Source organism: Methylophilus sp. DW102, from assembly GCF_037076555.1.
In the GTDB taxonomy this organism is placed as follows: Bacteria; Pseudomonadota; Gammaproteobacteria; order Burkholderiales; family Methylophilaceae; genus Methylophilus; species Methylophilus glucosoxydans.
Window position 1 is genome coordinate 477237 of sequence record NZ_AP029023.1, and the last position, 16251, is coordinate 493487.

The 16251-nt window shown below is 49.2% G+C and carries 10 protein-coding genes; all 10 read left to right on the forward strand.

The features are described 5' to 3' along the window. Positions 1-53 precede the first annotated feature (53 nt). Complete coding sequence (locus AACH41_RS02275; protein ID WP_338656445.1) at positions 54-602, forward strand: pyridoxamine 5'-phosphate oxidase family protein; 549 nt, start codon at positions 54-56, stop codon at positions 600-602. Then, positions 589-1533, forward strand: coding sequence for an ABC transporter substrate-binding protein (locus AACH41_RS02280; protein ID WP_338656446.1), 945 nt, complete (start codon positions 589-591; stop codon positions 1531-1533). The genes AACH41_RS02275 and AACH41_RS02280 overlap by 14 nt, the downstream gene beginning before the upstream one ends. Beyond that, positions 1530-2603 carry an iron ABC transporter permease gene (locus AACH41_RS02285; protein ID WP_338656447.1) on the forward strand — a complete coding sequence of 358 codons (1074 nt, stop codon included), beginning with the start codon at positions 1530-1532 and terminating at the stop codon, positions 2601-2603. Before AACH41_RS02280 ends, AACH41_RS02285 begins: the two co-directional genes overlap by 4 nt. Then, complete coding sequence (locus tag AACH41_RS02290; RefSeq protein ID WP_338656448.1) at positions 2600-3433, forward strand: ATP-binding cassette domain-containing protein; 834 nt, start codon at positions 2600-2602, stop codon at positions 3431-3433. Before AACH41_RS02285 ends, AACH41_RS02290 begins: the two co-directional genes overlap by 4 nt. Before the next feature lie 58 nt (positions 3434-3491). Next, complete coding sequence (locus tag AACH41_RS02295; RefSeq protein ID WP_338656449.1) at positions 3492-5585, forward strand: TonB-dependent siderophore receptor; 2094 nt, start codon at positions 3492-3494, stop codon at positions 5583-5585. Positions 5586-5655: 70 nt separating this feature from the next. Next, positions 5656-7836, forward strand: a complete 2181-nt coding sequence (locus AACH41_RS02300; protein WP_338656450.1) for a TonB-dependent siderophore receptor — start codon at positions 5656-5658, stop codon at positions 7834-7836. A gap of 35 nt (positions 7837-7871) precedes the next feature. Then, positions 7872-9128 carry a PepSY-associated TM helix domain-containing protein gene (locus AACH41_RS02305; RefSeq protein ID WP_338657568.1) on the forward strand — a complete coding sequence of 419 codons (1257 nt, stop codon included), beginning with the start codon at positions 7872-7874 and terminating at the stop codon, positions 9126-9128. 115 nt (positions 9129-9243) lie between these two features. Beyond that, on the forward strand, positions 9244-11415 hold the full coding sequence (locus tag AACH41_RS02310) for a TonB-dependent siderophore receptor (RefSeq protein ID WP_338656451.1): 2172 nt from the start codon (positions 9244-9246) through the stop codon (positions 11413-11415). A 182-nt stretch (positions 11416-11597) separates the two neighbouring features. Then, complete coding sequence (locus tag AACH41_RS02315; RefSeq protein ID WP_338656452.1) at positions 11598-13724, forward strand: TonB-dependent siderophore receptor; 2127 nt, start codon at positions 11598-11600, stop codon at positions 13722-13724. A gap of 297 nt (positions 13725-14021) precedes the next feature. Continuing rightward, positions 14022-16247 (forward strand): TonB-dependent receptor, encoded by a 2226-nt coding sequence (locus AACH41_RS02320; RefSeq protein ID WP_338656453.1) that lies wholly within the window; start codon positions 14022-14024, stop codon positions 16245-16247. Positions 16248-16251 lie beyond the last annotated feature (4 nt).

Genomic DNA, 16251 nt, shown 5'->3' on the forward strand with positions numbered 1-16251 from the left:
AAGCAAAGCGTTACCGCGGCTAAAACATGATGAGTGCGTTTGAGGAGAACACGATGCAAGACACACAAAAATTACAGGCCGTTGGCACTGAAGCCAATGCGTTCCACCGGCAGTTTCAATCCCTGCAGTTAGCGACCACCAGTGATCAGGGATGGCCTGAAGCCAGCTATGCCACTTTTGTCGAGCACGAGCAGCGGTTTTATATTTATGTGAGTGAGTTGGCCGCCCATTGCGCCAATTTGCAACATCACGGTCGTTGCTCGGTGATGTTTATCGAAAGCGAGCAGGCAGCCATCCATCCATTTGCCAGAAAGCGTCTTGTGCTGCAATGCCAGGCGCAAGAAGTGCCTAGGGATGAAGCTACGTTTGTATTGGTGATGGATCAGTTTCATGCCAAATTTGGCAAATTTATGGAAGTGATCGCCAAACTGACGGACTTTCACCTGTATGCCTTAACACCGTTAGAGGGCAGCTATGTGGCTGGCTTTGCCAAAGCCTATCGCCTGACCGGCCAGGATTTATCTGAGGTGGCGCACCGTAACGAACAAGGCCATCGTGCGCCAGATAGCGCCAGTCAGGCGGATCTGGATGCGTTGGTTTGATGGCATGGATAAGCAGAAAACACGTATTCATGCCATGAACACTTCAGTGGCGGCCAGACGGCAATTTTTACAGCAAGCGGGTGCATTGGGAATCACAGCCCTATTGCCCCAGTCTTTGGTGTGGGCCGCAGACACCGGGCCCGCGAGCCAGCGCATCGTCAGTATCGGCGGTGCTCTGACAGAAATGATATATGCACTCGGTGCCAGCCAGACCTTGGTCGGTGTAGATACCACTTCGCTTTTTCCGGCGGCTGCCACCAGGTTACCCAGTGTTGGCTATGCACGCACCTTGTCCAGCGAAGGGATTCTGGCATTGGCGCCGACCCTGGTGGTCGCCACTGAGGATGCCGGGCCCCCGGCCGTACTAAGGCAAGTTCAGGCGGCAGGTGTGCCGCTAAGTATTCTGGCGGCGCATGACCGCTTTGAAGGCGTGGTAGATCGCATGCAACAGCTTGGGCGTTTGCTTGATCGTACGCCAGCGGCGACGCAGTACGTAGACAAACTCAAAGCCGACTGGCAACGTGTGCGTGCGCCGATTCTGGCACGTAAAGGGCAGGGCTCACGTGTGCTGTTTGTGTTGTCACACGCCCCCGGCCAGGTCATGGTGGGAGGGCAGGGGAGCAGTGCCGAGGCCATGTTGCATTATGTGGGCGCACGCAATGCGGTACAGGGGTTTCAGGGCTTTAAACCGTTGACCCCCGAGGCCGTGATTGCGGCGCAGCCAGAGATCGTTTTGTTCACAGAGCAAGGGCTGGCGGTGGTGGGTGGAGTCGAAGGCGCACTGCGGCTGCCTGGCCTGGCGCAGACGCCTGCCGGGGAGCATCGCCGGATTGTGGCGCTGGAAGCAATGTTCATGCTAGGTTTTGGGCCACGATTGCCGCAGGCCGTCGCCGCACTTGATCAATTGCTCGGCAAGGCCATGACCCTATGATTAGCGCAACCGGCTGGCCGGTCTTCTGCGAGCGCCTAACCACCCGTTTTGCAACATATCCTTCCTGGGGTTTGGGTCTTGTCTTGCTCATCCTGCTCGCATTGTCGGCCTGGGCGGGGGCCGTCCCCGTGACGTTGGCTGACTGGCGCATCGGCTGGTTGAATGACTCCGCTCATCCGCTCACAGGCGGTGCTTATGTGCTGTGGAATCTGCGATTGCCGCGCATTCTGTTTGCGGCACTGGTTGGGGCTGCCTTGGGATTGTCGGGCGCGCTCACGCAAGGCCTGTTTCGTAACCCGCTGGCCGACCCGGGGTTGCTGGGGGTGAGTAGTGGTGCCGCCTGCGCGGCGGCGTTAACGATTGTGCTGCTGGCTGGCTCGGGAATAGAGATTCCCATCACTTTACGCTATTGGCTGTTACCACTGATGGCTTTTGTCGGTGCGGTAAGTGTCTGCTTTTTGCTGGATGGCGTGGCGCGCTGGCTCACGGCTGATTCGATTGCCGGATTGTTACTGACCGGAATTGCGCTCAATGCGCTGGCTACCGCTGTCATAGGCTTATGCACCTATCTGGCGACGGATGAACAGCTGCGTAGCCTCACGTTCTGGACGTTAGGGTCGCTGGCGAGTGCCAGTTGGCGGCTGGTGCTGTTGTTGTCGCTGTTGTTAATCGGCGCGTTGGCCTATATGCAACGGCTGGTGAATGCAATGAATGCACTGGCGCTCGGTGAGGCGGCGGCCGCGCATGTCGGCATTCACGTGCGTCAATTACGCCGCCGTGTCATTGTGTTGGTGGCGCTATTGAGCGGGTTTGCCGTCGCCTGGTGCGGCATGATCGGTTTTATCGGCTTGGTCGCCCCACATATTGTGCGTTTATTGATCGGGCCTGATCAGCGTCGTCTATCTCCCCTTGCCATGCTGGTTGGCGCCATCCTGTTGCTATTGGCTGATACTGCGGCTCGTACGCTGGCGATTCCCACAGAAATTCCAGTTGGGATTTTTACGGCATTGCTGGGTGCGCCGTTCTTCTTGCTATTGCTCGGGAGCCTCAGAAAAGGCGGTCATCTATGAGCCATCGCGCTGCACATTTGCTCGAGCTGCAAGCCGTGACGCTCAAATTAGGCGGCCATGTTTTTGGTCCGTTTTCGATGACCGTGCAGCCAGGTGAGCGGATTGCGGTGCTCGGACCCAGTGGCGCCGGTAAATCTACCTTGCTCAAGTTGCTCGCGCGCGAGCATGTGCCCAGTAGTGGCCAAGTCAGGCTGCGTGAGCGTTGTTTGACAACGTGGTCACTGGTCGACTTAAGCCGCCAACGCGCCATCTTGCCACAGTCGCATGAGGTCGCCTTTGGTTTGCCCGTTGAACTGGTGATTGGTCTTGGCCGGGTCGCCAGAATGGTCGATCCTGATTTAAATGTGATAGTGCGTCAGGCGGCAGAACTGGCGTGTGCCCGGCACTTGCTGTCGCGCCGGTTCGATACCCTGTCCGGTGGCGAAAAGGCGCGCGTCCACCTTGCCAGGGTCTTTGCGCAATTGTGGGATATCGAGCAAGGCATGTTGATGGTGGATGAGCCGATGGCGGCGCTCGACCCGGGCTTGCAGTGGCAACTGATGGCCGCCATGGATCAGTTTGCCCGCCAGCGTGGGCATGCGATTTTCGCCATCTTGCATGATATCAATCAGGCCTTGCAGGGATTCGACCGGCTCGTGCTGATTAAAGCCGGGCGTCTCATCGGCGATTATCCGCGCAGGCAAATTGCCCTGTCGACGTTGGCTGAGTTGTACGAAGTTAATTTGGTCAGCGCGGTCACCGAGCAAGGGCAAATGCTGGTTGCTCCCGAGGCGGCCCTAGTCACTTCTGTTGATTTTATGAATGATAATTGTTATCATTCAATATATTAATGCAAGCCAACGAGTCATTTATCTCCTGTAGCCAGCGATTGTTTACTGGAGTTTTTGTATGTACTCGTTTCGTATCCCTGCAATCCCGCTTGTATTTGTGATTGCTCTCCCAGCAATAGCTTCCAGTGAGGAAGTAGCACCCAAAGTTGAAACCGATACCTTATCTGAGGTGTCTGTGAGCGCGAAAAAAAGTAGTAAAAGAGATAAATTCATTACGCAAGACCGTGCGACTTCAGTGGGTAAAAGCCCCGTTTCAGTGCAAGATATGCCTCAGTCCGTCACTGTTGTGGATGTCGAGCAGGCACGAGAAATGGGGGCTTTGAATATTCAGGATGCTCTGACTTACAGTGCTGGCGTCTATGCTGGTAACTTTGGATTTGATACCAGAATAGACTCTGCCTCAGTTCGCGGCTTAACTCCATCTATGTTCCAAGATGGTTTGCGTAATTTGTATGGCTCCTACAATAACACCAGAACGGATATCTATATGCTTGAACGCATAGAAGTCTTGAAGGGGCCTTCTTCATCTGTGTTCGGGCAGTCAGATTTGGGTGGTATTGTGAATAGCGTGTCCAAACGCCCCAAAAAAATAGCCGCACGTGAAGTGAATCTGCAATATGGTATGTATGACCGTAAGCAACTCGGTATCGACTTTACAGGTCCTCTGAGTGAGGATGGCGAATGGCTTTATCGACTGGTGGCTTTAAAGCGAGACAGTGGTACACAGGTTGATTATGTGAAAGATGATGCCGTGGTGTTTATGCCCTCGGTGACTTGGCAGCCAAGTGATAAAACCAGTATCACTATGCAGTATGTGCATCAGGAAACTGATAGTACGGTTTCAGCACAGTTTTTGCCTTCTCGAGGAACGATCCTTCCAGGACCATTAGGTCGAATATCCAGCCGGACCTTTGTCGGGGAGCCTGGCTGGGATCGCTACGACACCAAAAAAGACGAAGTGTCATTGTTCGTAGATCAGGCGATTACTGACCAAATTAAACTTGTGGCAAATTTGAGAAAAGTTAACTCAGATACGATCACACGGGAACACTGGACTCGAGTTGGAGCTAACCCTGATAGCACAGGCAATATACAGCGTACCATTCACGCTGCTGACCGCAGTACCAATGTATTTTCAAGCGATACACGCTTGCAGGGCAATTTTGCGTTAGGACCGACCAAGCATTTGGTGTCTTTAGGAATGGATTACCAAGATGCATTATGGACAGAGCGTAATTACACCTCTACAACCTCTGCATTTGGCATCAATGTTTATAACCCGGTATATGGCAATGTCGATTATGGTGCATTAGTCGGCGCTGAACGGGACAATAACAAAATCGTGCAGACGGGCTTTTACTTGACCGAACATATGGAATGGGGCCCCTGGGTTGTTTCTGGAGCTCTGCGTCGAGATCATGCGACAAATACCTTGCTCAAGGTTGGTGCTACGCCAGATGTTTATGCGCGTAATTCAGTAACCACGGGACGCTTGGGTCTGATGTATCGGTTCGAGAGTGGAGTCTCACCTTATGTTAATTACTCTGAAGCATTTGTGCCGAATTTGGGTACTGATGGGAATAATGGTGTGCTAAAACCTACTGAAGGAGAACAACACGAAGCTGGGATGAAATATTACTCTCCAGATGGCAACACATCAGCAGCGTTTGCTTGGTTTGAGATTGAGCAACTCAATAGAGTTATTCAAGGGAACACCCCGGGTGGTTTGCAACAAACCGGTGCATTAACCAGAGGTTGGGAGGTCGAGGCCAAGCATCGAATGGGTGATTGGGAGCTGCTTGGCAACTACAGTCGCATGAATGCGTTTAACGACACGACCAAAATTAGGTTGCCATATGTCGCAGAAAAATTGGGGTCAGCCTGGGCACAATACAAAATCAACTCAAATTGGCGCGCTGGGGTGGGGGTGCGTTATTTAGGTGACAACGTCGGTTTTGGTGGTTTGCCCACAGTGCCATCAGTTACCTTGTTCGATGCCATGGTTGGATTTAACTATGGGAAATGGGACTTGCGCGCCACGATTAGAAATATCGCTGATAAGGAGTTTATTTCCTGGTGTCGCGGCAATGGTCAAGATTGTGGATATGGCGAACGCCAGAATGCTGTCCTCTCTGCAAACTATACCTTTTAACACCAACTTTTATATATACAACCAAGCACCGCTTACGTGCTTGGTTTTTAACTTTTTGAGGTTATCAAACATGAACGCTTATAAAAAAGTCCTGATTGCAGTCATGTATGCAACGGTTTTTATGGATGCTTCCGCTGAAGAGTCTGAATTAGACACTTTGGGCGAGGTGAAAGTGAAAGCTTCTGCTGATGCGAATGCTAAAGGCCTGATGAAGCCTTATGCTGGCGGACAGGTTGCGAAAGGCGGGCGGGTTGGCGTGCTTGGTAATAAAGATGCCATGGATACCCCATTTTCAATCAACGCCTATACCAATGAGTTGATCCAGAACCAACAGGCAAAAAGTGTAGGGGATGTGTTACTAAATGATCCTTCCGTACGCGTTGCCCGTGGCTTTGGCAACTTTCAGGAGTCATATTTTATTCGTGGTTTTCAACTGTATTCCGATAGTGTTGCATATAACGGGTTGTATGGAATACTTCCAAGACAGTATATTGCGGCCGAGCTCTTTGAGCGTGTTGAGGTTCTGCGTGGTGCCTCCGCATTCTTAAATGGGACAAGCCCGAATGGGGATGCCATTGGAGGCTCGATTTCTTTACTGCCAAAGCGAGCACCAAATGATCCATTGAGCTTAGTAAATGCTGGCTGGAGTTCTGGTAACCAACAACTTATTTCTGCAGATGTGGCAAGACGTTTTGGCCCGGATGACAGTGCCGGTATTCGGTTGAATGTGTCTAGGCGTGATGGCGGTACTGCAGTTGATAAAGAACATGCTGAAGTTGATCTGATTTCGCTGGCATTAGATTGGCGCGGCGAGAATTTGCGGTTGTCTGGGGATATCGGTTATCAGGATAATCATCTGAAGCAAACGCGCACAAACGTCACGCTTGCTGCGTCGACAGGTGTACCGCGAGCGCCTAGTAGCGATTCAAACTGGGCACAGCCATGGTCTTACTCTAATGAGCGGGACACCTTCGGGACTTTGCGTGGTGAATACGATTTAACTGACAAAGTGACAGCTTACTTTGCCGGAGGCTTCCGTGAGTCACATGAAGCTAACTCGTTAGCAAATTTGACAGTCAACAACTCTGCGACTGGCACGGGTACTTTCTATCGTTTTGACAATACCAGAGAAGACTCGGTAAGAACCGGTGAAGTTGGCCTAAAAGGTAAGTTTGAAACGGGTTCTATCAGCCATGACGTTGTATTAAATGCAAACTTATATCATTTTGAGAAAAAAGCAGCGTATACGTTTGATTCTGGTAATCAGCTCAATACCAACTTATATGCCCCAACTTATTATGCCCTGCCTGCATTTACTGCAGGCGCAGGTTCAGGTGGTGTGTTGGATAATCCGAATACGACAGGTAGAACGATTTTACGTAGCCTTGCCATAGGTGACACACTGGCCATGTTAGATAATCAGTTGTTGTTGACGCTAGGGGTGAGAAGTCAGCAAATAGCTGCGACAACCTATGATTACAATGGCGTGTTTAGTAGTGCGTACGACAAGACGAAGCTGAGCCCTGTGTTGGGTGCGGTAGTAAAACCCTGGGACGGCATCTCTCTCTATGCTAATTACATTGAAGGCTTGTCACAAGGGGCAACAGCTCCAGGAACCACCGCTAATCGAGGTGAGACGCTTGCCCCCTATGTCTCAAAACAGAAAGAAGTGGGAGCCAAGTTTGATTTTGGTAAGGTTCGGGTGACTACTGCTTACTTTACCACTGAGAAACCACGCGGTTTTATCAATGCGGCGAATGTATTTACTTCGCAAGGGAAAGAAGAGCACCAAGGGGTTGAACTGATGACTTATGGTCAGATTTCGCCCAGTTTGCGGGTGTTGGGGGGGATTACCTGGTTGGATGCCAAACAGAAGAATACGGGCAATGCCTCGACGGAAGATAAGCAAACGATTGGTATTCCAGATCAACAAGCTAACCTGGGTCTAGAGTGGGATGCATTTATGGTGCCTGGTTTAACATTTGATGCGCGTGTGATTACTACTGGCCATGTGTATGGTAATGGCACAAACACTCAAAGACTGCCAGGTTGGACCCGTTTAGATATCGGCGCAAGATATGCGACTGAGATTGAAGGGCATTTATTAACCGTTCGTGGCCGTATTGATAACATCACAGATCGTGATTATTGGGCCTCTGCAGGTGGTTATGCAGGGCTAACCTCTAATTCCGGCTATCTGGTGTTGGGTGCGCCACGGACTATCACCGTCAGCGCCCAGCTTGATTTTTAAATACGAGGTAATTTGTTTTGCGTTCGTCTTTATTATTGGTACATCGGTGGTTAGGCATGGCTAGTGCTTTGTTTCTAATGATCACCGGGCTCACTGGTGCCATTATTTCATGGGATCACGAGATTGATACGTTACTGAATCCAGCGTGGATGCATAGCAAGTCACAAGGTGCGCATCAGTCGACATTAGTGCTTGCAAAACAGGTGTCAGAGCGCTATCCACAAGTTCAGGTCAGTTCGATTCCGCTGAGTGTTGAAGAGGGGCATACGCTGACCATTGGCGTCAGGCCATTATCTAATCCACCGGATGGCATGGTGCCTGTTAAATTTAACCAGGTGTTTATTGACCCCGTCACCGGCCAGGAGCTAGGCAAGCGGGAGTGGGGCGCCGTGTGGCCGGTAGATCGGACCAATGTCGTCTCTTTTTTGTATAAGCTGCATTACAGTTTGCACCTGCCCGAAATGTGGGGAATCGACCGCTGGGGACTATGGTTGTTAGGCGGCGTTGCGCTGATTTGGCTGATTGATAGTTTTGTCGGTTTTTATCTTACCTTGCCCAAGTTTGCCAACACCGCAAAAACCAAATTGCACAAAGTACAACAGAACACCCAAGCCTCGTTCTGGAAGCGCTGGTGGCCTGCATGGAAAATGCGCTGGAACAGCAGTACGCACAAACGTTACTTTGATATGCATCGTGCTTTTGGCTTATGGACATGGATATTGCTGATGATTCTGGCATTTTCTGCCTTTGCCCTTAATTTACGCCGTGAAGTCTTTATGCCAGTCATGAAGTCTGCGTTCACACTGACGCCCACTCCTTCAGATATACGTCCGCGCTTACCGGTCTCACAACAATTACCACCGCAGGTAGATTATGGAAAAGTGCTGGCGATGGCGATCAAGGAGGCGCGTAGGCAAGGCTGGCATGAGCCAGCAGGACGCATTTCTTATAGCGCGGCATACCAGTTGTTTAATGTGGATTTTTATTATCCTGATGCCGATCATGGTGTGGCAGGTGCCGGCCATAAGCGTTTGTATTACGATGGTTTGGATGCACATTATGTTGGCAAACGTATTCCTTGGGAAGGCACAGCAGGTGATGTGATTGTGCAAGCCCAATTCCCCCTGCATTCTGGCCGTATCTTGGGCCTGCCCGGCAGGATTATGATTTCTGTCATGGGAATGGTGGTGGCCACGCTTTCTGCAACGGGCGTGTATTTATGGTGGAAAAAGCGCAAGGCACGAAGCATTTCTGAGGGAATGCTGCGCATGAATTCGTTGCGTACGCATTGATAAAAGCGGACACCAAACTTGTACTTTTTAATGAGAATTGTTATCATTTAATGCTTTAAAGCAAGCCAACGAGTCATCACTCCTGTAGCCAGCAGTTCATTTACAGGGGAATCTCGTGCGTAGTACACAACAAAAATATCTATTTCGCCATCGCCACCTTTTAGCCGCGTTGATGCTTGCTCTACCTTATTTGGCCAGTGCCGAAGAGTCTGGGCAAAAAAAAGAGCTTGATTCATTACCAGAGGTGAAAATTACCTCCAAAGCAGAAAAAAATCGGCCGTCTGAAAAAACGAAGTCTTACACGGTAAAGTCTATTTCAACGGCAACCAGGTTAAATACCAGCATTCGTGAGACGCCACAGTCTATTTCGGTCATTACCCGTGAGCTATTAGATAATTTTCGTGTGCTCAGTGTGAATGAGGCCTTGTCTTATGCAACCGGCATTAAAGTTGAGCAGTTTGAGACAGACCGTACCGAATATACAGCACGCGGGCTGAACATTACGAGCTTTCAAATTGATGGGCTCAACTCTCCTATTAGTTTTAGTGGTACAAACTATGGCGATTTGGATATGGCGGTATATGACCGTATTGAAGTGTTACGTGGTGCCAATGGTCTAGTGGCCGGGACCGGTAATCCTTCGGCAACCATTAACTTTATTCGTAAACGTCCGACGACGGATTTCCAAGCAAAAGCCAATGCTTCTATAGGGTCTTGGGACAATCGCCGTTTAGATGCTGATGTCTCTGGTGCTCTAAATGCTGATGGCAGTGTACGCGGACGTTTGGTCGTGACGAATCAAAATAGAAACTCCTACCTTGACCGCTACAGTAACGAAAGAAATGTGGCGTATGGAGTCATTGAGGCAGACTTGACCGAGAACACGAATGTGGCATTTGGTCACACTTACCAAAAGAATGATTCCAGCGGCAATAACTTTGGAAGCTTGCCATTATTGTATTCCGATGGGACCAAGCGACATTATAAAGTGTCAGATTCCCCAGCCACTGATTGGGCATATATGCGGGTGGGCACCCATGTCAGTTTTGCTGAACTGACGCATTATTTTAATAATGAATGGAAAGTCAAAGGTCAGTTAACCCACAAAGATACTGCATCTGAAGGCAGGTATAACTATGTAGCTGGTAATGAAAATCGCGCGACTGGTTTGGGCACCTATACCAGCTACCCTTATATTTACAGCTTTCAGACCAAAGACCACGTGGCTGATATTTACGCGAATGGGCCTTTTGAGTTGGCTGGTCGTAAGCATGAGCTGGTCGTGGGCACGACCTGGAGCAGGTCATATATGAAAGAGTACTCTCGTACTGGAGATACGCTTGGCAATGTGTTTGTCAGTAGCTTTGATGCCTTGGGTGATTTCCCAATGCCAACATTCGGTCCTAAAAGTAAAAGCTCGGATTACCAGAGTACGATTACCAACATCTACACCGCAGCCAAGCTTAACCCAACAGAGGCTTTAAAAGTAACGATAGGTGGCAGTTTGCTTAGCTACGAGTTAAAAGGCGTGGCGTATAGCGTTGACCAATCAGCGAATGAGAATAATAAATTCACCCCTTACGCTGGCGCCGTCTACGATTTGAGTGAAGAGCACTCTTTGTATGCCAGTTACACCGGCATTTACAGGCCACAAGTAGAGCGGGGTTCTAACTTGAAACCCCTCGCTCCACTACAAGGCAAAAATTATGAGACGGGTATTAAAAGTGAGTGGTTTAACAAAACGTTGAATAGCTCATTTGCATTGTTTAGAACCGAGCAAGAGAATCAAGCTGTATCAGTACCAACGACGGGTCCGGTTGCAATTTATAGAGGCATTCAAGCCACTACTAAAGGCTATGAGTTTGATCTGTCCGGTGAGCTCAGTGAGCATTTAAGTATCAATGCAGGTTACACACGTTTAATGAGCATCAAAGGTGAGAACGATCAAAATGTAAATCCATTTGTCCCCCGCCACCTTGTGCATCTGACGACTGTTTACAAGGTCCCCTCCGTAGACAACCTGAAGGTAGGCGCAAGCGTCAATTGGCAGAGTGATACACATGTGGATATCGCCTTAAACGGTAATGATATTCGCTATAAACAAAGTAGCTACGCTGTTTTAAATCTCATGGCGAATTACAAGATTGACCAGCATTGGGATGCGGCGTTGAATGTTTATAACGTGACCAATGAGAAGTATCTCTCCAGCTTGCGTTATGCCTATGCGGGCCAAGCTTACTATGCTGCGCCCATGAGCGCTTTAGCCACACTTACGTGGCGTTATTAAAGCGCCAACCTCTTAGCAATCCGGTATGTTTACTGGCCCCTGACAGGGAGGGGTGCTGAGGGTTGTGAAAATAAAAATCAGATTGATCTTGTTGTTTGCCAGCCATCGAGTTTCGCACTCCAGTAGCCAGCTTTATTTAATGGGAGTGTTGTGTGACCGTGATTCGATTAAAAACAGTTTATTTGTCGTTGTTGTTAGCCTTGCCGATGTCGGCTGTTTGGGCGCAGGGGGAGGCTGGGAAGACTGCTTCTGCGCCAGCTGCAACAAACACTGATGACGATCAGCAAACTCTGGGTGAAGTTGAGGTTTCGACCAGCCGTCGCCAGAGTTTTCACTCAAACACGGTACAGGTCGGAACTTTCAGAGACATGAATCCGCTGGACGTGCCCTTGACCGTGAACACGGTGACGCGTGAGGTGTTGGATGCGCAAGCGACCAATTCATTGTTTGGCGCATTGCGGAACACCGCAGGGGTTTCACGCTCGCAATTGAGTGGCTCGACTTATGACAATATTGCGATCCGCGGCATTCTGGTCGAGAACCGCGGAAACTACCGGCTCAATGGTTCGTTGCCGATTATTAATCTGATTGATACCCCACTAGAAAACAAAGAGCGGGTAGAAGTGCTCAAAGGGGCTTCGTCTCTGTATTACGGCTTGGTGCCGCCTTCTGGCATTATCAACCTAGTGACCAAGCGCGCTGGAAAAGTTGAAAACAAAAGCCTCACCCTCTCCACCAATCAATTTGGCGCGCGTAGTGCTCATGTCGACTATGGCAAGCGTTTTGGCGCTGAACAGCAGTTTGGCGCACGCTTTAACGTGGTCACTGGCAGCGAAGATATTGGCATTGACCATTATGACGGCAGCCGTGGTCTGGTCTCAGCCGCATTGGATTGGCGTGCAAACGATAAATTGTCTTTCAAACTTGACCTTGAGCATTACCGCAAAGATGTTTCAGAGCAGGCAGCGATTGTAGTGCCTAATGCTGTCAACGGTAAGATCACGCTGCCGCCTGTGCCAGCAGCGACGCAAAACCTGGCGGGCAAATGGCAGCACTATGATGCTGAGGCAACCAATATTCTGTTCAGGACCGATTATGCCTTGAGTGATGACTGGAGTTGGTTGTTTGAAGCTGGACGAGCCAAGACGGAGCGCGACCGTAACTTTTCACAGTTTCAGAACTTTAACCCACTGACCGGAGAAGGGCAGCTTCAGGTGTCGTTTGTGCGTAATCAGGTCTTTACCAACACCAATTTTAGAACCGAGTTACTCGGCTTGCTGGAAACGGGCCCCATCAAGCATCAGCTCACCTTGGGGTACACCAGTAATCAGCGTGAAGGCGTGACACCCATGTTTGCCAGCACTTCTGTTGCTCAAAACTATTTCAATCCCAGAGTTGTTCCTGTGCTTGCGGCGGTTTCCAATAATCGTTTATCTGACCAGACAATTCTGGATCGAGGCGTGTATGTATTTGATCAAATGGCGTTGACAGACCAATGGACCCTCATGGCAGGTGCGCGGCAAAGTCGTTATGACACCGAGACCATTGCCACCAATGCAGGCACGGCAACGGCTACGCGCTTCAACGCCAAAAAAGTCATCCCCTCCGTGGCGCTGATGTACAAACTTCAGCCAAATATTTCTCTCTACGCCAGTTACATTGAAGGGTTTGAAGATAGTGGTCAGGCACCAGCTAACCGGGCCAATGCAGGCGAGTTGCTGAACCCGGCAAAATCAAGACAAAAAGAAATTGGCGTAAAAACCCAATTGTTTAACCGCTTTTTGCTGCAATTGGCTTATTTTGATATTGAGCGCGCCGCAGCGTTTACCAATCCGGTGACCAATACTTTCAAAGTCAATGGGGATGCGAATTATCAAGGCTTGGAATTTGCTGCTACTGGCGAGTTGACGGAGAGGCTGTCTGTCGCCGCCTCTTTCCTGTTGATGGATGCGACCTTGAAAACACCTGACGCGGCTAGCAATGGCAATACGCCAGAAAATACGCCAGAGAAAACTGCCAGTCTGTTTGGCGAATACCAGATTGCGCAGGTCCCTGGCCTGTTTTTGAGTGCTGGCTTGTTTTATAGCGGCAAGCAGCAGGTGAATGCATTTAATCAAGCCAGCATAGATGGCTACACGATTGGGTCGGTAGGGGCCAGATATAAGACCCTGCTGGGCAAGCAAAAAGCCACTTTTCAGGTCGTGGTCGACAATGTCACGGATAAAGACTACTGGAGTACCGCAGGGAACAGCCTGTTAGGCGTCGGCCGACCAAGAACCTTGCAGGCCAATCTGCGCCTGGATTTTTAACTGGCCCCTGTCACACACAGCTAGCTTGATATTGGCGTCAGGCTAGCTGCCCTGATGCGGTTTGTGCCCAGACCACAGGCCGCACCTACTTCGATTAAACGGCACCGCACAATTTGAGCTATATGACGCTTGGATTTCCACCAGTATTTACATTTGCACAAATAAATTCTCGCACAACCTTTCATTGCTTGTAAAAATGAGAATTGTTATCATTCGTGCTTATTCAATTTGCAAGCCAACGAGCATTGTTTCCAGTAGCCAGCAATTAACTCATTCAATCAATGACGGGAACTATTTATGCCATCCGGCTTTAATAAAAAAACAATGACGATAGCGCTGATGATGGCGCTTCCAGCAATTGCGATCGCGGCAGATGAAGAGAAAAAAACTGCAGACGCGACTCAGACCATGACCGAGGTGAAGGTCAAAACGCAACGAATTCAAGATGCGCCTAACAAAGGCTATCAAGCGACCAAGACCCGCGTCGGTAAAACCTATCAGGATCCGCAAGATGTGCCGCAGGCAGTCACTACGCTAACCAGAGAATTGCTGCATGATCAGCAAGTGGGCTCACTGCGTGAAGCCTTGCGTAATGTGGTTGGCTTATCAGTGAATGCTGCTGAAGGTGGACGATCCGGTGATAACTTTAACCTGCGCGGTTTTTATACTTTTGGTGATATTTATCTGGATAACATGCGCGATACCGCGCAGTACAACCGTGAAACATTTAACCTTGAGCAGGTGGATGTATTGCGTGGGTCTGCGGCAATGTTATTTGGCCGTGGTCAAGCGGGGGGGGTCATCAACCAGGTAACCAAGATGGCAGAGTTAAACGATAAGAATGTCGTGACAGGTAGCCTAGGTAATTATGATTATCATCAAGCGACGGGCGACTTTAATAAAAAGCTCACAGACACGGCGGCGATTCGTGTCAATGTCATGGATAGACACGAAGAAACCTACCGAAAAAACCCGGCAAACGGGGATCATCCGGAATTTGATCGACAAGGGCTTGCGGTCAGCTTTGGTGCAGGTATCGGTACTGAGAATGAAGTATTCCTAAATCATGTCTATTTGCGAACTAGAGATGTTCCAGATTATGGTGTCTTGTTCTTGAATAAGCGACCAATTGATACTACTGTTTCAGGGGTTAAAATTGACGATAAAACATTTTATGGAAACAGTAAAAACTTTGATAACAGTGACACCAACATCACTACAGGTATTTTTACCCATAAGTTTGACGATGACACGCAGTTACGCACACAGTTAAGACACGCTGAGTATGAACGTGCTTATTGGGCAAAAACGCCGCAGACTGGCACCATTATTCTTCCTCCCACAGCGGCGGCAGGAAATGGAGGTAACCAAGTAAGAACCCAGGATTACGAAACATACAATCTACAGTCAGACTTTAGCACTAAGCTTACTTTGGCAGGCATGACGCATTCTGTATTAACAGGTGTTGAATACTTGCATGAAAAATCTTACCGGAATTCATTGCGTAATTTAGGTACAACTGCAGATCCATATTACACTGAGGATGCAGAGACAGCCATTACGCCTGCCAATGCACAATATGCAAAATTCAGTGCAAACAATTATGCGGTGTACGCACAGGATAGCGTGGAGTTTATGCCGCATTGGACGGCATTGGTGGGTATTAGACGTGATGAAATGAAAGCTGACTACACAACTAGTGCAGCCCCTCATCTTGACTATGGTCAAAATAGCTATAGAAGTGGACTTTCTTGGCAGCCAACTACAGATCAGCATTATTACATTACATACAGCAATTCATTTAGCCCAACTGCTGATTTGTATCAATTGACGACTGCTAAGCAACCTCCAGAGCGTAGTCGAACGCTGGAAGTTGGAAGCAAGTGGCTATTTATGGATGGTGATTTGGCTTTAAGAACGGCTTTGTTTACAACAACTAAAGATTGGGAGCGTAATACCGATTTAGCAACTTTTGGTAACACCCCTATTTTAACTAAGCGTAGAAGGACAAATGGACTTGAAGTTGAGTTGGCTGGTAAGGTCACTGAACATTGGGACGTTTTTGCTGGTCTTGCTTTATTGGATGCCTATATCATTAATGTAGCTGAAAACATTAATGCCACGACAGGAGCCGTAACTTTTGCTGACTCAAGACTGGCTGGTGTGCGTGCAAGGAACACGCCGCGTACAACTTTTAATCTTTGGACAACTTACGACTGGAGCAATGGTTGGAAAGTGGGTGGTGGCGTTGAGGCTAAAGCGGATCGCTATGGTTATAGTCCAGTAGCTTCAGGCACTAATGCAAATGCGCTCTTTGTAAATGGATCTTTCAAGCCAAATACAGCGCCTGGCTATGCACGCGTCGATGCGATGGTGGCTTACGAACAACCGAAATGGGCGGTGCGTTTAAATATCAAGAACTTGCTAGACAAAACCTATTATGATGCGATTTATGATAATGGTGCTTTCTTGACACCAGGCAACCGTCGCCAGGCTATCGTCACTACTGAGTACAAGTTCTAGGAGT